Genomic DNA, 20,573 nt, shown 5'->3' on the forward strand with positions numbered 1-20,573 from the left:
GCAGATCCGCCCACGGGCCGCGACGCGCGCGCATGCGGCGATGGCCGCGACGTCGCGGCAGTCGGGTAGGAGCCTCGCGCGCGAGACGGCGCAAGGCTTCGCCGGTTTGGCTTGGCGCGAAGCGGCGTTCGACCAACGCCTCCGCACGCGCCGCCGCAAGTCCGGACTCGTTGGCCTCATCAGCCAGCAGCGTTTCGTCCTCGCCGCGTCCTTCCTCCTGCAGGCGAAGCACTTCCTCATCTTCCGCGCTCGCCCGATCCACCACTTCGCTGCCGAGGAAATGGATGTCGAACAGCCGGTCGTAGGTCGCGCGCCGCTCCGGTGGTGGGGCGAGCGTTGCCAATCCCGCCTGCCTGATCGCCTCCATGCTGCGCGGCCCCAGCAACTCGATCGCGGCCAGGAACGCCGTTGTCTGTTCCGGCGCCACCGCAAAACCGTTGGCGCGCAGCAGTGCGACAAAGGACACGAAGACGCGGACAGGATGCGGCAGTTGAAGCTCGCTCACGCTGCAGCCTCCGCAATGAGGGCGTCGAGCCGGCCGGAGATGAAGGTGAGATCCTCTTCGTCCTTCAGCGCAACGCCGATCGAGCGCTTGAAGGCATCCGGCCAGCGCGCGCCGCGTTCGTGCAACAGCGTGGCTGCTTCGGCCCAATCCACGGCTTCAGCGATGCCCGGCGCCTTGCTGAGCGGTTCGCGCCGCAGCCTGCCGACGGCGGCGACGACGGCGCGTGCGGTTGCTTCGGCGACGCTCGATGCCCGCATCATCACGATGCGCGCCTCGCGCTCGGCGGTGGGATATTCGATCCAGTGATAGACGCAGCGGCGGCGGAGCGCCTCGTGCAGGTCGCGGGTGCGGTTCGACGTCAGCACCACGACGGGACGTTCTGTGGCGCGCACCGTGCCGCGCTCCGGAATTGAAATCTGGAAGTCGGAGAGGAATTCGAGCAGAAACGCCTCGAACTCCTGGTCGGCGCGGTCGATTTCGTCGATCAGCAGGACGGTCGAGTCGGGCGCGCGCAAGGAAGCGAGCATCGGCCGCTCGATCAGGAAAGTCTCGCCATAGATGTCGATCGTCTCCTCGCCGGCCTGGCGGATCGCGAGCATCTGGCGCGGATAGTTCCACTCGTAGAGCGCGGCCGATGCGTCGATGCCCTCATAGCATTGCAGGCGGATCAGGCGGCGGCCGAGCACGGCGGCGATGGCCTTTGCAGCTTCGGTCTTGCCGACACCCGGCGCGCCCTCCAAGAGCAGCGGCTTGCCGAGCGCAAGCGCCAGGTAGGCCGCCGTCGCGAGGCCGTCGTCCGCAAGGTAATACGCCGTCCGCAAGGCACGTTCGAGCGCCTCCGGGCTGTCGATGCCGACGATGTTGCCGCGGACTGTCATGTGCCAGCCTCAGCGCCGCGCCTGCGGCCGCGCGCCGCCCTGCGCCTTGATCGCCCGCAAGACTTTTTCCGGCGTAATCGGCAGTTCATCCATCCGCACGCCGACCGCATTGAAGATCGCGTTGGCGACCGCCGGCAGCACCGGGTTGGCGCACATCTCGCCGGGACCCTTGGCGCCGAACGGCCCATCGGCTGCGGGGCGTTCCAGCACCGCGATATCATGCGGGCAGACGTCGCCGGGGCCAGGCATCAGATATTCGACGAAGTCGCGCGGGCCGTGAGCGGGGTCGGGATAGTACGGCTCGGGCGTTTCAAACAGCGCGTGGCTGATCCCCATCCATGCGCCGCCGACGAGCTGCTGCTCCACCAGCCGCGGATTGAGCGCGCGGCCCAGCTCATACGCGCTGTCCATGCGCACCATCGCGACCTCGCCGGTCTCGTCATCCACTTCGACCTCGGCAACCAGACAGGCGTGCGCGTAGCAGGTCGCGGGCGACATCTCGCCGGTTTCGGGATCGACCTCGGACAGCGGCACCAGAAAGATGCCGCGTCCCGATATCGTCTTGCCTTGCTTGAACTGCGCGGCGATGGCGACGTCCTTGGTGGAGATCGAGCGGTGCGGCGCGCCCTTGACGTGGATGTTACCGCGCCCGTCAGTGTCGAGATCGGCGGCGTTGACCTCCAGTTCCTCGGCGGCAGCTTCCATCATGACGCCGCGCGCCTCCTTGGCTGCCGCCATTACCGCATTGCCGACGCGATGCGTGCCACGCGAGGCGAAAGAGCCCATGCAATGCGGGCCGGTGTCTGAATCTGCCGTGTCGACATAGACGTCCTCGACGGGAACGCCGAGCGTCTCCGCGCAGATCTGCCGCGTCACCGATTTCATGCCCTGGCCGAGATCGATCGACGACAGCGACACCGTGAACTTGCCGCTGGGGTTGGAATGAACCAGCGCCTGACTGGGGTCGCCGCCGAGGTTCATGCCGATGGGATAGTTGATCGAGGCGATGCCGCGTCCACGATGTTTTGCCATGGTCAGCGCCTCCTGGTGCCGAAGACGGAAGAAAAGCGGGTGGCGCCATGCGACGGCGACGGAGCCGGCGGCCGCGGAGGAGGCGGCGTCGGCGAAGACGGCGGCGGTTGCTGGGTCGTTGCAGGCGGCGCGCGATCGTAGGTGGTTCGCTGTTGCGAGACCGCGGCGCGTTGCGGAACATGTTCGAGCGGGGTCGGCGATATCGCCGCCCGGTTGCCGCCGCCATCCTTGCGCGATGACATGCGCTTCGCCTCTTCGCGAAGCGGCCACTTGGCCTTTTCGGCGGCGACCTGGACGCATTCGATCAGCGCGGTATTCTTGGCCTCGCGCCGGTGCGCCTTCATGTCGCCGTCGCGATAGGCGTTGAGGATGCGAAATTCCATCGGGTCGATGCCGACGAGATGGGCGAGCTTGTCCATCTGGCATTCGAGCGCAAAGTCCATCGCCGTCACGCCGAAGCCGCGCATCGCGGTCGCCGGCGTGCGGTTGGTGAACACGCAGTAGACGTCGCCATGGACGTTCGGGATCGTGTAAGGGCCGGGCAGGTGAGCCACGCATTTGACCACCGCATAACTTGAAAGCCGGGTATAGGCGCCGCTGTCGAAATAGGCGCGGATCTTGCGCGCGACGATGCGCCCGTCGCGCATCACGCCGTCCTTGATGTAGATTCGCTCGGCGCCGCGCGGCGAGCCGAACTGCATCTCCTCTTCGCGGCCGAGCTGATAGCGCACCGGACGCCCGGTCAGCATCGCGCCGAGAATGGCGAGCGGTTCGGTGAGCGTATCCACTTTGCCTCCGAAACCGCCGCCGACAGTTCCGCCGATGAAGTGGAAGGTGTTGGAGGGCACGTCGAGGATTTTAGCGCAGGTATCGAGCGAGAAGAACAAAGCCTGCGTCGAGGTGTAGACGACATAACGGCCGTTGGTGTCGGGGGCTGCGATCGAACCGTTGGTTTCCGTCGGCGCGTGCTCGATCGGCGACATCTGGTAACGCTGTTCGAGCACATGGTCCGCCTCGGCGAAACCGCGCTCGACATCGCCGAAGCGCAGCTTCTGGTGATCGTAGACGTCGTGATAGGTGAAGGTGTTCTTGGGGTATGTCTCGTTGACAACGGGCGCGCCCGGTTTCAGCGCCTCCTCGACGTCGAACACCGCGGGCAGCGGCTCGTAATCGACGCGCACTTTCGCCATCGCCTCATAGGCCTCGCGCGGGCTATCGGCGACGACGGCGACGACCGGCTCGCCCTTGTAGCGCACCTTGTCGACGGCGAGCGACGGCTCGTCGTCCTTGCCAAAGTTGATGAGGCTGAGGAGCGTGTTGAGATTGACCGGCACGTCGGCGCCGCGGATGATGCGCCGCACGCCGGACGAACGCTCCGCTTCCATCGTGTCGATGCGGCGCAGACGGGCGTGAGCGTGCGGGCTGCGCAGCACCTTGAGATGCAGCATGCCCTGCAGCTTGTGGTCGTCGAAATAGGTCGAGGTGCCCGTGACATGCCCGAGCATGTCCTGGCGCTGCGTGCCTTTTCCGATCTCTTTCAAATTATCGTCGCGCTCGTCGGCGAAGATGTCCTTGCGCAGTTCCAGCATGGTCGTTCCCTTTAGGCGCGGGCGCGTCCGCCCGTGGCGGCAGCGAGGACGGCGTTGATGATCGGCTCGTAGCCGGTGCAGCGGCAGATGTTGCCGGAGATCGCCTCGATGACCTCGGCGCGGGTCGGCGACGGATTGCGATCGAGCAGCGCTTTCGCCGCCATCAGCATGCCCGGCGTGCAGTAGCCGCACTGCGCCGCGAATTGCTCCATGAAGGCGCGCTGCAGCGGATGCAGGTTGGGGCCATCCTTCAAACCGTCGAGCGTCTCGACGGTGCGGCCGTTCACGGTTTCCGCCAGTGTCAGGCAGGAGAGATGCAGCTCGCCGTCGATCAGCACGCCGCAGGCGCCGCATCCGCCCTGGCCGCAGCCGAATTTCGGCGTCATGTCGCCGATCAATTCGCGGAGCGCGACCAGCAGATTGACGCCGCCGTCGACGAACAGCGCGACGTCGCGGCCATTGTGACGAAACTGGAGCGGGGTCTTGGTCATGATGCTTACTCCAGGCCGGACAGCAGGCGACGAAGATGAACGCCGACGATCTCGCGGCGATACCAGGCGCTGCCGAGGGCATTATCTGTGGGTGACACACCTTCGGCGGCTACCGCTGCAGCAGCGTTGATCGCCGCATCGTCAAGCGAACGTCCCTCCAGCGCCCGCTCGGCGGCCCTGGCACGAATTTGCGTCGCGGCCATCGAGCCGAGCGCAATGCGCGCACCTGAAATGCGGCCGCCGCTCGAAGGCAGGTGCGCCGCCAGCGTGATCACCGAGCCGCCCTTCGGCTTGATACGGGCGATCTTGCGATAGCGAAAGGCGTCGGCACTTGCAGGCCGCTGACAGGAGACGGCCAGCACCAGCGCGCCGCTCTGGCGTTCGCGGGATTGCAGGAATTCCTCGATTGGCATGTCGCGGGCGCCGAGGCCGCCCTGGACCGACACGGTCGCGTCGAGCGCCAGCAGCGCGACGGTGAAATCGCCGTAGGGGCTGGATGCAAACAGATTGCCGCCCACCGTGCCCATGTTGCGGACGGCCGGTCCACCGATCGAACGTGCCGGAGCGTGCAGAAACGCAAGCTCGCGTTCGGCCAAGATCCTGGCGAAGGTGACGCCGGCGCCGATCGTAACGCGCGAGCTTGCGACATCGATGCGCGTCAGCGCCTGGTCGGTCGCGCGCACGACGGTCGAGATCGAGATATCGCCCTCGTTGAGAGCGCGCATCACCAGCGTGCCGCCGCCGAGATAGCGCGCGCCGCGGTCGGACGACAATGCCGATGCCGCCTCGCCGAAACTTGCGAATGTCTTCACCGTGACGGGCATGGCTTTGCCTCCGCGTTCATGCGGCCTCCTTCAGGTGCCGGCGAATGGCCTCGAAACCGGCTTGATAGATCTGTTCGGCGACCATCTGCGTCAGCCGCTCGGCATCCGCGGGCCGCGCGGTGAACCTGGATTCCCAGTGCCAGAAGGTGCGGTCGCCGTCGGTGACCGGGAGCAACCGGACATGGGCGACATAGTTGAACATCGGGATCGGCGTATCGAGCAGGCAATAGCTGAAGGTCTGTTCGAGGTCCGACAGCGCCAGCAGTTGCTCGCGCAGCTCGGAGCCGTCCTGCAGCTTGAAGCGGCGCACGCAGCCGATTTTGTCCGACGCCTGTGCACGCTCGATGGTGCTGGTCGTCACCGCCGGGTGCCAGCGGTCATGGCCGTTGAAATCGCGCAGCACATTCCAGACCGCGTCGGTCGGCGCGTTAAGGATGGTGCTTTTGACGATATGCGGCACGCTAGCCTCCGAAGGCGCGCTTGAGCGCATCAAAGCCGCCCTGAAACACGCCGGTCCCGATATTGCTGACGAGTTCGTTCTCGCGCTCGGGCGCGCAGTCGAACTCGGCGGTCCATTCCAGGAAGGTCTGGTCGCCGTCGGTCACTGGCGTCAGCCGCAGGGTTGCGACGTAGTTCTCTACCCCCATCGGCGACTCCAGGATCGAGTAGGTGCAGAACATGTCGTAGTCGGAGAGGCCGAGCAGCTTCTCGCGGATGCGATCGCCGTTGCGCAGGCGAAAGTCCCGTACGCATCCGATTTTGTCGGCGGGCTCGCCGCCCTCGATGCGGCTTTCTGCAATCGCAGGATGCCAGTTTGGCAGGCCGTTGAAGTCGCGCACGCGCGCCCAGACGCGGTCGTTGCGGGCGTTGACGACGGTAGAGACGTAGACCCGGGCCATGGCGTGCTATCAACCTTTCTTGCGCGGCCCGCGCTCGGCAGGCGGCTCGCCTGGAGCCGGGGCAGCAGGAGGCGCGTCGGGCTTGCCCGGACTGCTCCTGCGTGACGTTGCCTCCTTGATGCCCTGCATGTCGCGCGCTTCGCGAATGAGGCCGGGCATCTTGGCGAGACTTCCGCCCTCGACGCCGATGTCGGAAAGGAGCGAGTCGATCAGCGGCGCCTGCACCCGGTAGCGCAGCGCCGAGTCGATCACCTCGTCTGTGGCGCTGCGGCCGCCATTGCCGCCGCCACCGCCGTTGAGCCCGTCCACCTGAAGGATGCGGATACCCTCGATCTTCTCCATCGGCTTGACGCTCTCGCGCACGATGCCCTCGATACGATCGAGCAGCTTGCGGCGGAACAGCGAGTAGCGCGCCTGGTCGGTAAGCACGTTCTCGGCTTCGTTGAGAAGCCGCTGCGCCTCGGCCTCGACCGCGGCGCGGACGCGCTCGGCTTCGGCGGCGATCCTGGTCTCCTCGGCTCGCTTTTCCGCCAGCAGCACCTCGATGGTCTTCTGGCGCCTGGCGACCTCGCTGTCGCGGGCGGTGACGACGCGTTCGGCCGCCTCGGTCGCCCCCGCGCGCGCATCCTCGGCTGCCACCTTGGCGGCGGATTCTTCCAGTGATTTCTGATAGAGGGCGATCGCCTTTTCCATCAGCGCCGTTTCGACTTCCTTCTCGCGATTGACCTCCAGCTTGCGCAGATCGCGCTCGCGGCCGATGCGGGCTTCATCGAGGCCTCGGTCGGATGCGATGCGGGCCCGCTCGACTTCCTCGCGGGAGGCGATCTCGGCTTCCTGCAGCGCCTGGACGCGGCCGACTTCGAGTTGTTCGATCGCGCGTCGGCGGGCGAGCCGCGCGGCCTCGAGCGCCTGTTCGCGCGAGACATCTGATGTCTCGACTTCCTTGCGCGCGATGATCTCGGCCTGCTTGACCTGACGATCGGCATCGATGCGCTCCGAACGCTTGGCGGCGAGCGCGATCACGCGCTCCTCGTCGGCGATCTCGACCGCCTTCTTCTGGTCGATGTTGAGCACCTCGCGAGTCTTCGACGAGGCTATACGTTCCGCCTCCAACGCCAGTTCGACCTCGACGCGCCGCCGCTCGATCGCGTCGCGCCGCTTGAGCTCGGCGGCCTCGATCGATTCGGTGCGATCGATCTCGAGCCCCCGGGTTTCCTTCTCCGCCCGGATGCGCTGGGCGGCGATCACCTTCTCCTGGGCAATGCGCGCGGCCTCGATGGCTTCGCGCGAGGCAATATCGGCTTCCTCGATGGCGCGGTTGCGCGCGATCTCGAGCGAGCGAACGCGCTCTTCCTGCGCGATGCGGGAGGCTTCCGTTGCCTCGCGCGCGGTGATCCCGGCGACTTCGAGCGCCTGGTTGCGCTCGATTTCGAGCTTGCGCGTAGCGTGCTCGGCACCGATCCGCTCCGCCGCGAGGGTGCGCTCGCGGGCGATCCGCGCGGCTTCCACGGCCTTTTGCGCCTCGATTTCCGCTTCCTGAATGGTGCGGACCTGCGCAATCTCCAGCGAGCGGGTACGCTCATCGGAGGCGATGCGTTCGACGTTGACGATCGTGGTCTGGGCAATGCGGGCCTTCTCAGTGGCCTCGCGCGCCGCTATTTCGGCTTCTTCGACCGCGCGGGTGCGCTCGATCTCGCGCCTTCGGGTTTCTTCCTCGTTGGCGATCCGTGCGTCGGTGATGGCGCGATCCTGCTGAATGCGCGCCTTCTCGACCGCTTCGCGCGCCGTGATCTCGGCTTCCTCGACCGACCGCGTGCGCTCGATGTCGCGCTGCCGCACTTCGCGCTCGGAGGCGATGCGGGCCGTATCGACCGCGCGCTGATTGGCGATCTTGGCCTTTTCGATTTCCTCGCGCGCCAGCAGTTCCTTTTCTTCCACCGCGCGCGTACGCTCGATCTCACGGTGGCGAGTCTCGCGCTCGGAGGAGATGCGGGCTTCGGCGATCGCCTGCTCGTTGGCGATGCGGGCCTTCTCGATCGCCTCGCGGGCGGAGATCTGCGCTTGTTCGGCCTCGGTCTCGCGCAACGCGCGCTCGCGCGCCACTTCGGTGCGCTGCAAGGCGCGACGCATCTCGATGTCGCGTTCCTGTTCGAGGCGGGCGGTCTCGCTCTCGCGCTCGATCTCCAGCGCCTGGCGCTCGGCATCGAGGTTGCGGGTGCGGATCTTGATCATTGAATCCTGTTCGATGTCGTTGCGCAGCTTGCGCTTGGCCTCGATGTCCTCCATCAGGCGGGTGAGGCCCTCGGCGTCGAACCGGTTGGATGGGTTGAAGTACTCCAGGTCGGTCTGATCGAGGTCGGTGATGGCGACCGACTCCAGTTCAAGCCCGTTCTGGGCCAGCGCTTCGGCTGCGGCGGCCTTGAGCCGCGTGACGTATTCGCCGCGCTGCTCGTGCATCTGTTCCATGGTCATTTCGGCGGCCACCGAGCGTATGGCGGAAACGAATTTGCCGGAGAGCAGGGCGTGCAACTGCTCGGGCTCGAGCGTGCGCCGTCCGAGCGTGGCGGCGGCGATCGCGACCGCCTCACGCGTCGGCTGCACGCGCACATAGAAATCGGCCTCGATGTCGATGCGCATGCGGTCGCGGGTGATCACGGCGTCATGCTTGGCCCGCACGATTCCCATCGGCAGCACGTTCATGTTGACGGGCGTGTAGTCGTGAATGAACGGCAGCACGAAGGCGCCGCCGTTGATCACGACACGTTCGCCGAGCAGACCGGTACGAACGAAGGACACTTCCTTCGATGAACGGTGGTAGAGCCAGTTCACGATGTAAACGACGATGGCGATCACGACGACCGCGACGATCAGCCAGAGAATCAATTCGCCAACCAGAGTCCCCGACATCTCTTCCTCCCTTTGGTCTCGGCGTTATCGCGCGCCGATCGCCTTGAATTTACGAACCTGTTCCGTCAGCGCCCGCTCCACTGGTAGACGCTCCATCGAGGAGGCGCCGTAAAAGCCGTGGCACTTGCGCGTGTGTTTCATGATGAAGTCGGCGTCATCAGGCTCGGCGATGGGGCCGCCATGGGCCAGCACCAATATGTCCGGATTGACGCAGAGTGCCGCTGCTGCCCAGGTGTCGATCTGCTCCGGGCAGTCTTCGAGTTTTTGCGCGGTGTGCGCCCCGATCGCGCCGCCGGTGGTCAGGCCGAGATGGCAGACGATGATATCGGCGCCCGCAATCGCCATCGCGGTAGCCTGGCTTTCGCTGAACACATAAGGCGTCGTCAACATGTCCTTGTCGTGCGCCTTGGCGATCATGTCGATCTCCAGCGCGTAGGACATCCCGGTTTCCTCGAGATTGGCGCGGAAGATTCCGTCGATCAGCCCGACGGTCGGAAAGTTCTGCACGCCGGCAAAACCCAGCGCCTTCAACTGGTCCAGGAAAAGGTCCATGTCGCGGAACGGATCGGTGCCGTTGACGCCGGCCAGCACCGGCGTCTTCGTGACGACCGGGAGCACTTCGCCGGCCATCTCGACCACGATCGCGTTGGCATCGCCATAGGGCATCATGCCGGCAAGCGAGCCGCGCCCGGCCATGCGGTAGCGGCCGGAGTTGTAGATGACGATCAAATCGACGCCGCCGGCTTCCTCGCATTTGGCGGAAAGACCGGTGCCGGCACCGCCGCCGACGATCGGCTCGCCCTTGGCGGCCATGTTGCGGAACTTCTTCAGAATCGCTGAGCGTTCGAACTTCGCCATGGTCACCTCGCGACTTTCCGACGGGTCCCCGGGCGTCCGACCAGGGGGCGGAGCGCGTTGACGATGGCGGATGCAAATTCGGGTTCGTTGATGTGGCGCTTGATGCGGATGAGCTGGCGATTGCTGGTCTGGCGCACGCTGCGCTCCAGCGCGGTAAACAAAGCCGCATCGGCCTCCGGATCCCAGAACGGCTGTCCCGGGGCATCGAGCGCGGAGACGCCGCCTTCCGGGAGAAAGAGGCGCACCGGCCCGTCCATCCGGTTGAGCTTGTCGCCGATCCAGCGCCCGATGCGATCGTTCTCCTCCGGCGTGGTGCGCATCAAGGTCACCTGCGGATTGTGAACGTGGAATTTGCGCTGACGATAGCGTTCGGGGATGGTGTCGGGCGCGCCGAAATTGACCATGTCGAGCGCGCCGACGGAGCCGATGAAGGGCAGGCGGCTGCGGATGATCGCGCCAAAGCGGTCGTCGGTGGCGGGAAACACGCCGCCCATCAGGAGATCGCAGACTTCCGTCGTAGTGAGATCGATGACGGCCGCCAGCATTCCGGAATCGACCAGCTTTTCCATCGAGCGGCCGCCGACGCCGGTGGCGTGGAACACGAGACATTCGAAATCATTGCGCAGATCGGCTGCGATCTTCTGCACGGCAGGCGTCGTCACGCCGAACATGGTGATGCCGACCGCCGGCAAATCGGCCGGCACGTTGCGTTCGGACCCGGCGCGATCGTCGAGACGCGCCTTCACCATGCCGGCGATGGCGTTGGCGCCATTGGCGAGCACGGCGCGCGAGATCGCGTTGAGGCCCTGCACGTCGGTGACCGAATACATCATCGTGATATCGGCAGGCCCCACATAGGGGCCGACATCTCCTGATGCGACCGACGAGATGATGAGTTTCGGCACGCCGACGGGGAGGGCGCGCATGGCTGGCGCGACCAGCGAGGCGCCGCCGGAGCCGCCCGCCGAAATGATGCCTGCGACATTGCCCTGACGGCGCAGCCAATTGGCGAAGGCGTCCACCATCGCCGTTACCGACGCGCCGCGGTCGGACCCGAACACGCTGGATCCGCCGCGCCCATGGTTGAGCGCGATTTCCTGGGCGGAGACGTCGCAGGTGGAGAGCTTGCCGCTGGTTGATACGTCGACCAGGCGCGTCCGCAGACCGTGCCGGGCGATCACGTCGCGAATGAAACGCAGCTCCTCGCCCTTGGTATCGAGTGTCCCGACGACGAGGACGACGGGCGGTCCGGACACGCTTTGTACGACGGCGCCGGCCTGGCGCTTTTGCCGCGCAGCGTCTTCGATCCGCGCAACGCCGGTCGAAAGCGTGCGCGCTGCGGCCTCGATGCGCGCGATGGGCGCCGGCTGCGACCAGCGCGTCGGCAGCGTGGGATTGGAGATATAGATCCGGATCGGTGCCGTACTCGGCGCGCGCGGCGGCGCAGGGCGCGCCTCAGCCTCGGCGCCTGCATCGGCAGCTTCGATATCCGCTTCCGGCCCGGCGTGGACTCCAACGACTCCAACGCCAAGCAGACGTTGTTGCAATTCCCGATCCGCCGCGAGCCGCGCGGAGTCGATGATACGATTGATGCGCCCGTTGACCATGATCGCGACATTTTTCGAGATCGCGGTGGCGACGCCGATATTCTGCTCGATCACGAGCACCGACATGTCGCCGTCCTCGCCGAGGCGCACCAGCATTTCCTCGACCTGGGCGACGATCACAGGCGCAAGCCCTTCGGTCGGCTCGTCCATGATGAGAAGGTGCGGATTGGTCAGAAGCGCACGCGAGATCGCCAGCATCTGCTGTTCGCCGCCCGAGAGCTGAGCGCCGCCATGGTCCTTGCGTTCGGCAAGGCGGGGAAATGTCTCGTAGATGCGATCGATGGTCCAGGCGCCGCGCCGCATCCCGGCGGCCAGGCTCAAATGCTCGGAAACGCTGAGCGAGCGCCACAGCCGCCTGCCTTGCGGGACATAGCCGACGCCTGCCTGCGCGATTCGTGCCGGGCTGAGGCGGGTGATATCCTCGCCGCGAACGCGAACCGAACCGCCACTGGCGCGCAGCAAGCCCATGATGGTCTTGCACAGCGTGGTCTTGCCCATGCCGTTACGGCCGACCACCGAGAACACGCCTGAATCCAGCGTCAGGTCGACACCCTGCAAGGCATGCGAATGGCCGTAATAGACGTCGAGGCCCCGGACTTCGAGGGCAGGCGCGGAGCGGCGGAAATCACTCATGGCCGGCCCCCAGATAGAGTTCCTGGACCTCGGGGTCGGCTTCGATCTCGTGCGGCAGGCCTTCCTTGAAGACGCGGCCATTGTGCATCATCGTGACGCTTTCGACGACGCGAAGCGCGACATCCATGTCGTGCTCGATGATGATGTAGCCGATGTGGGCGGGTAGCGACGTCAGGATTTCGATCAGTTCGCGCCGCTCGGTGGGGGAGAGGCCCGCGGCCGGCTCGTCGAACAGGATGAAGCGCGGCGCGCCGGCGAGCGCGAGCGCGATCTCGAGCTGCCGCTGCTGGCCATGCGCCAGTTCCGCGACACGCTGCTCCCTGACCGGGCTCAGATGGACCGCCTGGATCAGCGCTTCGGCTGCATGCATGAGAGCGTCGTTCGCGCCCGGACGGAGCGGAGAAAATCGCCCGCGGGAAACGCCGCGGCAGGCGAGATAGACGTTGTCCCGCACGGTGAGGCCAGGGAACAACGCTGATATCTGGTAGGTGCGGCGCAGGCCGCGGCGGATACGCTCGTAAGGTGGGAAGTGGGTAATGTCCTCGCCGAAGAAACGGATGGTGCCGGACGACGGCGGAAAGTCGCCGGTCACGCAATTGAACAGCGTGGTCTTGCCGGCGCCGTTGGAGCCGAGGACGGCGCGGCGTTCTCCCGGGCGAACCGTGATGGTGACGTCGGTCAGCGCCGCGAGCGCGCCGAACAGCCGCGTGACGCCGCGCAGCTCCAGCGCGGCGCCGGCGCCGACGGCCGAGAAGCGTTGCGCGGCGCTATCCATGACCGTGGCCTCCGCCCGGGCGTTTATCAGTAGCGGTTGCGCGACGTCGCCAGCGCTCCCAGAGCCCGATCACGCCATCCGACGACCAGAACACGATGGCGAGGAATCCGAGGCCGATCAGCAGCCGGAAGCGGTTGCCGTCGAGCCCGAACTTGACCAGCAGATCGAGCGCGAAGGTGCGCAGGATGACGAAGATGAAGGCGCCGATGAAGGGGCCAATGGGGCGGGTGATGCCGCCGACCACGGCGATAATCAGGATATCGATGCAGGCTCCGACGCTGACCGAGCCGGGCGAGATCTGCCGATAGTTCCAGACCTGCAAAACGCCGCCGAGCGCGGCGATAAAGGACGCGAAGGCGTAGGCTGCCACGCGGTGCGCATTGACATTGAAACCAAGCGCCGCCATGCGGCGGGGATTGTCGCGCACGCCCTGCAGCGCAAGGCCGAATGGGGCGCGCGAGACATATTGAACGGCGAAATAGCAAAAGGCTGCGACGCCCAGCGTGACGTAGTAGTAGGGGATGTCGGAGCGCCAGTCGACGCCCCAGAATTTCGGCGTGGCGATGGTGTTGATGCCGGTGTGGCCGCCGAAGATCGGCCAGTTCTGATTGGTGAAATAGTAGAAGGCCGCACCGATCGCGAGCGTGATCATGATGGTGTAGATGCCCTCGGTGCGTACCGCGAGTGCGCCGCCGAGCGTGCCGAAGATGGTCGCGAGCACCAGCGCCATCGGCGTGGCGAGCCACCACGGCCAGCCGAGGCTGATATTGGTGTTGGCGCTCATGCCGAACACCGCAACCATATAGGCGGCGAAACCGGCGATGGTGAGCTGCATCAGGCTGACCATGCCGCCATAGCCCGCCAGAAACATCAGGCTGAGCGCGATGGTCCCGAGGATCAGCGTCGTGGCGAAGATCTCGATCAGGAAGAAGCCGCTGGCGATGAACGGCATGATCAAGAGGATCGCCGCCACCAGCCAGACCGCCGGCTTGTTGAATTCCGGCCACGCCAGCAGCGCAGCGCGCGCTCGTGCCGCCTGACTGGTCTCTTGATGCGCGCCCTGGAGCAACGACATGTCAGCGCCTCGCCAACAGGCCCTGCGGCCGCAGAGCCAGCACCAGCACCATGATCAGGAAGGTCACCACGATCGCGTAGGTCGGGATGTAGACCGAGCCAAGCTGCTCGGCGAGGCCGATGATGACGGCGCCCAGCGCCGCGCCCGGGATCGACCCCATGCCGCCGACAATGACGACGACAAGGGACGCCAGCAGGAAGCGGGTATCTTCACCGGGCGAAATCGACTGAAAGGTTCCGCCGACCACGCCCGCGATGCCGGCAAGCCCCGCGCCGAGCGCGAACACGACAACGAAGACGAGCTGGATCGGCACGCCGGTCGCGGCAAGCATGTCGCGGTCATCGACGCCGGCGCGCACCATCATCCCGACGCGGGTTCGATTGAGCGCCAGCCACATCGCGATGCCGATCACGACGGCGGCGACGAAGATCACGAGCCGCACCAGCGGATACCGCAGGTAGACCGCCTCGCCCGACGATCTGACCGCGGTGACCAGCGGCAACTCGATCGGGCCGACCAGCCAGTTCGGGGTCTGGATCTGATAGAAATCGCCGCCGAATACCCACAGCATCAGATCCGCAAACACGATCGACAGCCCGATCGTCACCATGGTCTGGCGCAGATCCTCGCCCTCCATGCGGCGGAAGACGACGATCTGCAGGACGACGCCGACCAGCGCCACCGCGATAAACGCGATGATGAAGCCGAGCACCCATGAGCCGGTCCAGACGCTGATGGCGTAGCCGACATAGCCGCCGAACAGATAGAGCGAGCCATGCGCCAGATTGACGTTGCGCATCAGGCCGAAGATCAGGGTGAAACCGCTTGCCACCAGGAAGTAGAGGCTGCCGAGCGTGATGCCGTTGAAGACGGCATTGAGGAAGACCCGCTTCCTGCCGATCGCCTCTTCGAGGCCGGGTGGCCAAACGGCAAGGATCAGCCACAGCATCACCGCGATCGCGATCAGCAGGATCAGCGCCCATGCCGGATGGCGTTCGATGAATCCTGTCACGGTAGCAGCCCGGCCGTCGCCATACCGTCCTCCCAGACGCCGCGGCCGTTTCGGCTCGCGTTTTCGGACCATCCTAATGGCGCCGCAAACGCCGCACTTGATTGTCAGTATCTTTTCGCGCCGGGTAAGCTCAGGGTCGCAAGACTTTGGCGGCGCGGCGGTATTCCGTGGGCGCCATCCCGACATTGGCTGCGAAGAAGCGCGTGAAACCGCTCTGGGAGGAGAAGCCGAGATCGAAGCCGATATCGGCGATCGGCACTTCGGTCGCGACCAGCGCGTCCAAGGCCTGTTCCATGATGAGTGTATTGAGATAGAGGTTCGGTGTGACGCCGGTCTGGGTGCGGAACAGCCTGTAGAAATGGGGGCGCGACAGGCCGGCCTCCCGTGCGATCGAATCCAGTTCGATCTCGGCGCCCGGGCTTTCGGACATCAGCTTGATGGATTTGCGGACGCGAAAGTCGGTGACGGCGGCGGCGGTGCGCGTCTCCTGCACCGGCTCGGATATCTGCCAGCTCTCGTCATAGCAACCGTCGATCAACTGCCTGAGTTCACAATCGAGGCTGCTCAGCGATGGCGCGCCGCACACCAGCGCTGCGGTTCGTCTGATGTGCCGATCGAGTGGGACCGTGCGCTTGAAGCAGGTGCGGCCGAACCGCAGGCCGTGGGCCCGCGCCGCATCGGGGGCGAACCATTCGGCGTTGACGTAGAGGACGAAGAAGATCGCGCCGTTCTCTACGTCCGTCGGAACAAAATTGTGTGGTTCCCAGGGGTTGACGGCAACAATGGAGTCTTCTGCGAGGAGCCATCGCTCATCGCACACGTCAATGCGGGCCGGCGTTCCGCCGACATGAAAAATCAGATGCCCTTCACGATGCGCGTGCATGTTGAAGGGACGATTCAACTGATAGACCGTCGCGCGACCGAACCGGCCGTGGAAGACGGCGAGAGCCTTGCTCATGCCTTCCCTCCCGCGGGATGTTCTTGTCTTTTCCGCCAGCGTTCAACATCCGCGGAGAGAATGCAAGCTTGGATGGCGTTTGCCCGGGCCTCCGGCGTGACGGAGGCCCGTTCGCAAATGCGAAGAACTCAGTACTTCTTGCACTCCGGAACCGTTCGGCTCGGCAGGCCGATCTTGGAGAATACCGCCGGGTCGTAGCCGAGCGTCTGGTTCACGTTGGGAATGACCTTCACGACCTTGCTGAACAATGCGCCCTTGCCATCGTCCACCACCTCGGTGACGAAGTTGGTTCCGATAGCCTGGCGGTTGGAGTCGAGCTTGATCTTGCCGTTGGGCGCGTCGAGCTCAATCTTGGCGAGGGCTTCCTTGAGCTTTGCCTGGTTGTTGCTGAGATCGCCGTTGACCTGACGCAGCCCAAGGATCAGCGCCATCGTCGAGTTGTAGTAGTTGGTGGCGAGCAGCGACGGGCTCGGGAACCGCTTGTTCGGCGGGAAGGCGTCCTGATAGGCCTTCACGAACTTCTGCCAGCCTGGATCCTCCCAGGTGTCGGCCTGGCCGCTCGCCGCGATGGTGCCGATCAGCGCATTCTTGGCGTTGCCCTTGGCGGAGAGGATGGTTTGGTCGACCATGATCGAGCCGCCCATGAGGTGGGCCTTGCCGCCGGCCTGTTGATACTGGTTCAGGAAGTTGACGGCATCGGCGCCGCCAAGGCCGAGATAGATCGCATCGACGTCGTCGGGCAGGGCGGCAATAACAGAGGCGAAGTCCTTCGTACCGAGCGGCACCCATTGCCGGTTGGTGACCTGTCCGCCGGCGCCGCAGAACTCCAGCACAAGTCCGAACACCTGAGTGTAGATGAACGAATAGTCGTCGCCTACCGTCGCGATCTTTCGGTAGCCCTTGGTTTCGTAAGCGTATTTGCCGAGGCCGACCTGCCACTGGGCGCCGTCCATGTTGTAGCGGTAGAAGTTCGGCGCCGGGTCGACATAAGTGGTTTCCTGTGCACCCGAGGCGGCGTTCACGAAGGTCAGCTCGGGCCGCGTCTTGGCAAAGTTCTTGACCGCGATGCCTTCGTCGCCGGATAGCGGCGAGAGCAGGATCTGCACCTTGTCCTGCTCGATCAGCTTGCGTACGGCGCGAACCGCGGAGTCGGGCGTGGCATCCGTGGAGGCGATGATGAATTCGATTTCCTTGTCGCCGATCTTCTTGCCGAGCGTATTGATCGCCGTCTGATGGCCGCGTATGCCGTCCTCGCCGAGCACCGTATAGGTGCCTTCGAGTGTCGCGGTGACGCCGACCTTGATCTTCTCTTGAGCTATGGCGGCGCCAGAAAGCAAAAGACTGCTTAGCGCGACCAGTCCCGCACAGCTTCTCAACATCGAACCCCTCCCTTGTATCGCCAGGTCTTGTATCGCTGGATCTTGTTTCGTCAGGTCGTTCCAAAAATCGCCATGCGGTCGAGGCCGATTACCCATGTGTTGCGTATCGTGTGTTGCGTATCGTGCAGCCAGGAGTGCATTGCGACCGGGATCGCCGGACGAAAGCTAGCTGATCACTGAGGCGGCGCGCGCAACTTCACTGGCCGCAACTTGACCGGTAGTCTCATTTTGAATGCTGCGCCGCGAAGGGGCAGTCTTGGAAAAAACGAATGAATGTTGGAAGAAGAGCACCCTAAAGCAGTGTCGCGGAGGGTCGATCGTGGTTGATCTGCATGTGGCGAGATGTCGGCCTGTCTCGAGATGCCCTGCCGCAGGCCGCGCGATTGTCAGGACATTTGTGGCAGCCGTGCTGACCCTGTGCGCCGGTACCATGGCCGTCGCAGGCAGCGATCTCTATCGTATCAAGGTCACCGTGACCGGCCAGGGCGAGGCGAACCGCATCGTTGGCTTTGCCGCGTGTCTGGAGGACGTCCTCATCAAGGCATCCGGCGCACAGAAGCTCGCCGGTGACCGGCGATTGGCAGCCTATAAATCGAAGGCAAAGCGTTTCGTCACGGCATTCAGTTATCGCGATCAGTTTGCAGGCAAGCCCGTTCGTGACGAGCAGGGCACCCGCGACCGGCCCTATGATCTCACCGTGGAGTTTGAGGAAAGCAAGATCGACGACGTTCTTAGGGCGTTCGGCCTCAGGCCCTGGCTTGCACATCGACCGCGCCTTGCGGTCTTTGTCGAGATGGAACAAGGCCCGAGGAACTATATCGTGACATCGGATGGCACCCAGTCCGATCTGCAGCGCGACGCGCTGCTCGCCGCGGCGGAGAAGCGTGGCATGGGCATTGTGCTGCCCAGCGCGGCGGCGCTGGCGAAATCGAACATCACCGGCGCGGAGCTCAGGACGGCGCCTTTCCCGGCGCTGGCGCCGGTTGCGGCCGAGCAGGGTGGCGAAGTCGTTGTGGTCGGGCGATTGGTCTGGGATGATCGGGAGCTCGGCTGGGCCACGCAGTGGCAGATGGACTGGGGCGGCCGGATGCATCGCTGGCAAATTCGCGGCGTCACATTTGATGAAGCCTTCCGACGCGGCATCGGCGGCGCAGCCCAGGTCTTGTCAGGCAACGGCGATCCTGTAACCAGATCGATATCAGCGCGAAGAAACAAGCTTCACTGATTTTCTCGGCCGGTCGTTCCCATCGCGTTCGTTGCCGGTCCGGCACTTCTCGCGCCGGACTTATTTGAAGATGTGACCGGACGGCCCCCAGCCACGAAGCCAAAGCGCGCCTGCGACAATTGCACCTGACACGATCGAGCCCGCGGCGACCGCGATGAATAGCTGCTGCAATCCTCCGCCAAGACCGGCAACAACGAACCAACCGATCCCGGCCGCGATCAACAGCCTGATCGTTCCGCCAAGAACCGGCCACATCACGCGGCCCGCGCCCTGACCCGCGAAATACAGCAGCATCCCAAGACCGGCTACGCCGTAGAATGGCGCCACCGTCCGGAAATAGATCGAGCCGGCCGCAAGAACCTCGGGCTCGGTGCTGAACAACATCAGCCATGCCTGGGGAAACGCCGTCACGAAAAGTCCGAGCAGTTCGGTAACGCCGGCGGCGAAAAGCGCGGCGATCCATGCGATGCGTTCTGCCCGTCTGACCTGACCGGCCCCAATGTTCACGCCGACCATCGTCAGCGCCGCGCTGCCAAACGCGAACAGGAGCGGGATCTGGATGTAATCAAGTCGGGACGCGATCCCGTATCCTGCGATGGCGTCGGCGCCGAACAGCCCGACCGCGCCCGTGACCAGAACGACGGTTAGATTGGCCTGGATGGTGCCGACGGCTGACAGTCCGCCGACACGAAGGATATCGGCGAGCAGCCGCCACTCGATGAGCCTTGCGTCGAATGGCAAGCGCAACGTGGCGCGCGCGGAACGTAAGGAGACGATCAGCACAATCGAAGCGACGAGATAATAGACGACGACGGCGAGGCCGGCTCCCGCCACGCCGAGCCGGGGCAGAGGACCCCAACCGAAAATCAGCGCCGGCGAAAGCGGAAGAAGCACGAACACGCCGAGCAGAATGATAACCGCTGGAACAACGGTGTTGCCGGCGCCGCGAAGCGCCGCTGCGAGAAGGCTGACGATCCAGACGAAAGCCGCTCCGGAAAAGATGACGTGGCCGTATCCGAGGGCCGCATCAAGGGTCCCCGCCTGACCGCCAAGCGACCGATAGACGATCTCGCCGGCCAGCCATTCCACGCCTGCAAAGATGATTCCGAAAGCAATGGCGAGAACGAGCGCGTTCAGTACGAGTGCCTCGGCTTCGGCCACTTTGCCGGCGCCCATCGCACGCGCGACCGACGATGCGACGCCGCCGCCGATACCGCCATTGGACATCATCTGCATCAGCATGAAGACGGGAAACACCAGCGTGACGCCCGCCAGGGCCTCGGTCCCGAGGAAGCTGACGAAATAGGTCTCCGCCACGCCGACAAGTGTTTGCACGACCAGGACCACGACGGTCGGCAGCGCGAGCTTCAGGAGCGTCGGCAGGACCGGGCCGTCGAGCATCGCCCTCTGTCTGACCTTCGCCGCTTCGCTTTCTTTCCGGCTGGCGGCCGCGCTGCCGGTCCCGGCCACCGGTTGCGGCAAGGACGCTTCAGAAGGTGTCAATGTTGTCATCAGTGGCTCGGCAGAGTTCGAATGAATTCCACCAGCGCGGCGTTGACCTCGTTCGGCCGCTCCTGCTGGGTCCAACCGGGAAGCATCTGGATCTTGCGCAAGCCGGGAACGAAGTTCTTCTGGTTGGCGAGCAACTGTTCCGTTCCGGGAAAGGAGAGCAGGAAGTCGCGATCGCCCGCGATGTAGAGCGCTGGGACCGACACCTGGAGGCCCGCCATCGCACCCAGAATTTCCCAGTTGCGATCGAGGTTGCGGTAGTAGTTGAGCGCTCCGCGGAAGCCGGTGCGCTCGAACTCCTCGCCGTAAAAGTCGATGTCGCTTTCTTTTATCCAGGATGGCAGGGTTTTGGGCGCGCCGGGTCCTTGCAGAAATCCGCCGCCCTTCGGCACCATACTGAGGTTTGGCGCGGGCCCG

The 20,573-nt window shown here is 64.9% G+C and carries 18 protein-coding genes and 1 pseudogene; 1 reads left to right on the forward strand and 18 read right to left on the reverse strand.

The features are described from left to right. From CP49_RS41820 to CP49_RS41895, 16 genes and pseudogenes are all read right to left on the reverse strand, one after another. Positions 1 to 505: pseudogene (locus CP49_RS41820) on the reverse strand (hypothetical protein); the annotation flags it as partial. Further along, positions 502 to 1,383 (reverse strand): AAA family ATPase, encoded by an 882-nt coding sequence (locus CP49_RS41825; RefSeq protein WP_057855906.1) that lies wholly within the window; start codon positions 1,381 to 1,383, stop codon positions 502 to 504. The pseudogene CP49_RS41820 and the gene CP49_RS41825, both read right to left, overlap by 4 nt. A gap of 9 nt (positions 1,384 to 1,392) precedes the next feature. Then, positions 1,393 to 2,415, reverse strand: a complete 1,023-nt coding sequence (locus CP49_RS41830; RefSeq protein ID WP_057855907.1) for a xanthine dehydrogenase family protein molybdopterin-binding subunit — start codon at positions 2,413 to 2,415, stop codon at positions 1,393 to 1,395. A gap of 2 nt (positions 2,416 to 2,417) precedes the next feature. After that, a complete protein-coding gene (locus tag CP49_RS41835) occupies positions 2,418 to 4,004 on the reverse strand; it encodes a xanthine dehydrogenase family protein molybdopterin-binding subunit (RefSeq protein WP_057855908.1) in 1,587 nt (528 codons plus the stop codon). Positions 4,005 to 4,015: 11 nt separating this feature from the next. Next, positions 4,016 to 4,495 (reverse strand): (2Fe-2S)-binding protein, encoded by a 480-nt coding sequence (locus CP49_RS41840; protein WP_057855909.1) that lies wholly within the window; start codon positions 4,493 to 4,495, stop codon positions 4,016 to 4,018. A gap of 5 nt (positions 4,496 to 4,500) precedes the next feature. After that, a complete protein-coding gene (locus CP49_RS41845) occupies positions 4,501 to 5,319 on the reverse strand; it encodes an FAD binding domain-containing protein (protein WP_057855910.1) in 819 nt (272 codons plus the stop codon). Between the two features lie 16 nt (positions 5,320 to 5,335). After that, positions 5,336 to 5,779, reverse strand: coding sequence for an SRPBCC family protein (locus tag CP49_RS41850; RefSeq protein ID WP_057855924.1), 444 nt, complete (start codon positions 5,777 to 5,779; stop codon positions 5,336 to 5,338). Position 5,780: 1 nt separating this feature from the next. Then, on the reverse strand, positions 5,781 to 6,218 hold the full coding sequence (locus CP49_RS41855) for an SRPBCC family protein (protein ID WP_057842976.1): 438 nt from the start codon (positions 6,216 to 6,218) through the stop codon (positions 5,781 to 5,783). Between the two features lie 9 nt (positions 6,219 to 6,227). Then, the gene (locus tag CP49_RS41860) at positions 6,228 to 9,125 is read right to left on the reverse strand and encodes a flotillin family protein (RefSeq protein ID WP_057855911.1); all 2,898 of its coding nucleotides are present in this window, start codon (positions 9,123 to 9,125) and stop codon (positions 6,228 to 6,230) included. Between the two features lie 24 nt (positions 9,126 to 9,149). Then, the gene (locus CP49_RS41865) at positions 9,150 to 9,983 is read right to left on the reverse strand and encodes a phosphoenolpyruvate hydrolase family protein (protein WP_057855912.1); all 834 of its coding nucleotides are present in this window, start codon (positions 9,981 to 9,983) and stop codon (positions 9,150 to 9,152) included. Positions 9,984 to 9,985: 2 nt separating this feature from the next. Continuing rightward, complete coding sequence (locus CP49_RS41870) at positions 9,986 to 12,223, reverse strand: ABC transporter permease (RefSeq protein ID WP_057855913.1); 2,238 nt, start codon at positions 12,221 to 12,223, stop codon at positions 9,986 to 9,988. Continuing rightward, positions 12,216 to 12,998 carry an ABC transporter ATP-binding protein gene (locus CP49_RS41875; protein ID WP_057855914.1) on the reverse strand — a complete coding sequence of 261 codons (783 nt, stop codon included), beginning with the start codon at positions 12,996 to 12,998 and terminating at the stop codon, positions 12,216 to 12,218. Before CP49_RS41875 ends, CP49_RS41870 begins: the two co-directional genes overlap by 8 nt. Beyond that, entirely contained in the window at positions 12,991 to 14,073 is a 1,083-nt protein-coding gene (locus tag CP49_RS41880; RefSeq protein WP_057855915.1) for a branched-chain amino acid ABC transporter permease, read from the reverse strand. Before CP49_RS41880 ends, CP49_RS41875 begins: the two co-directional genes overlap by 8 nt. 1 nt (position 14,074) lies before the next feature. Beyond that, positions 14,075 to 15,085, reverse strand: coding sequence for a branched-chain amino acid ABC transporter permease (locus CP49_RS41885; RefSeq protein ID WP_057855925.1), 1,011 nt, complete (start codon positions 15,083 to 15,085; stop codon positions 14,075 to 14,077). Between the two features lie 130 nt (positions 15,086 to 15,215). Beyond that, on the reverse strand, positions 15,216 to 16,043 hold the full coding sequence (locus CP49_RS41890; RefSeq protein ID WP_057855916.1) for a helix-turn-helix transcriptional regulator: 828 nt from the start codon (positions 16,041 to 16,043) through the stop codon (positions 15,216 to 15,218). A 128-nt stretch (positions 16,044 to 16,171) separates the two neighbouring features. Further along, a complete protein-coding gene (locus CP49_RS41895) occupies positions 16,172 to 17,422 on the reverse strand; it encodes an ABC transporter substrate-binding protein (protein WP_057855917.1) in 1,251 nt (416 codons plus the stop codon). A gap of 397 nt (positions 17,423 to 17,819) precedes the next feature. Here CP49_RS41895 and CP49_RS41900 point away from each other — a divergent pair, with 397 nt between their 5' ends. Next, on the forward strand, positions 17,820 to 18,647 hold the full coding sequence (locus CP49_RS41900; protein WP_245311144.1) for a DUF2066 domain-containing protein: 828 nt from the start codon (positions 17,820 to 17,822) through the stop codon (positions 18,645 to 18,647). A gap of 60 nt (positions 18,648 to 18,707) precedes the next feature. Here CP49_RS41900 and CP49_RS41905 read toward each other — a convergent pair whose 3' ends face one another. Further along, a complete protein-coding gene (locus tag CP49_RS41905) occupies positions 18,708 to 20,159 on the reverse strand; it encodes an MATE family efflux transporter (RefSeq protein ID WP_082646515.1) in 1,452 nt (483 codons plus the stop codon). Beyond that, the coding region (locus CP49_RS46620) for an alpha/beta fold hydrolase (RefSeq protein WP_197423376.1) at positions 20,159 to 20,573 on the reverse strand (415 nt) is incomplete at its 5' end. The genes CP49_RS46620 and CP49_RS41905, both read right to left, overlap by 1 nt.

The organism is Bradyrhizobium valentinum (genome assembly GCF_001440405.1).
GTDB lineage: Bacteria > Pseudomonadota > Alphaproteobacteria > Rhizobiales > Xanthobacteraceae > Bradyrhizobium > Bradyrhizobium valentinum.

Excerpts from the sequence above, each read along its gene's own strand:
- CP49_RS41825 (WP_057855906.1), bottom strand. The coding sequence starts at position 1,383 with ATGACAGTCCGCGGCAACATCGTCGGCATCGACAGCCCGGAGGCGCTC.
- CP49_RS41830 (WP_057855907.1), bottom strand. The coding sequence starts at position 2,415 with ATGGCAAAACATCGTGGACGCGGCATCGCCTCGATCAACTATCCCATC.
- CP49_RS41835 (WP_057855908.1), bottom strand. The coding sequence starts at position 4,004 with ATGCTGGAACTGCGCAAGGACATCTTCGCCGACGAGCGCGACGATAAT.
- CP49_RS41840 (WP_057855909.1), bottom strand. The coding sequence starts at position 4,495 with ATGACCAAGACCCCGCTCCAGTTTCGTCACAATGGCCGCGACGTCGCG.
- CP49_RS41845 (WP_057855910.1), bottom strand. The coding sequence starts at position 5,319 with ATGCCCGTCACGGTGAAGACATTCGCAAGTTTCGGCGAGGCGGCATCG.
- CP49_RS41855 (WP_057842976.1), bottom strand. The coding sequence starts at position 6,218 with ATGGCCCGGGTCTACGTCTCTACCGTCGTCAACGCCCGCAACGACCGC.
- CP49_RS41860 (WP_057855911.1), bottom strand. The coding sequence starts at position 9,125 with ATGTCGGGGACTCTGGTTGGCGAATTGATTCTCTGGCTGATCGTCGCG.
- CP49_RS41865 (WP_057855912.1), bottom strand. The coding sequence starts at position 9,983 with ATGGCGAAGTTCGAACGCTCAGCGATTCTGAAGAAGTTCCGCAACATG.
- CP49_RS41870 (WP_057855913.1), bottom strand. The coding sequence starts at position 12,223 with ATGAGTGATTTCCGCCGCTCCGCGCCTGCCCTCGAAGTCCGGGGCCTC.
- CP49_RS41875 (WP_057855914.1), bottom strand. The coding sequence starts at position 12,998 with ATGGATAGCGCCGCGCAACGCTTCTCGGCCGTCGGCGCCGGCGCCGCG.
- CP49_RS41880 (WP_057855915.1), bottom strand. The coding sequence starts at position 14,073 with ATGTCGTTGCTCCAGGGCGCGCATCAAGAGACCAGTCAGGCGGCACGA.
- CP49_RS41890 (WP_057855916.1), bottom strand. The coding sequence starts at position 16,043 with ATGAGCAAGGCTCTCGCCGTCTTCCACGGCCGGTTCGGTCGCGCGACG.
- CP49_RS41895 (WP_057855917.1), bottom strand. The coding sequence starts at position 17,422 with ATGTTGAGAAGCTGTGCGGGACTGGTCGCGCTAAGCAGTCTTTTGCTT.
- CP49_RS41905 (WP_082646515.1), bottom strand. The coding sequence starts at position 20,159 with ATGACAACATTGACACCTTCTGAAGCGTCCTTGCCGCAACCGGTGGCC.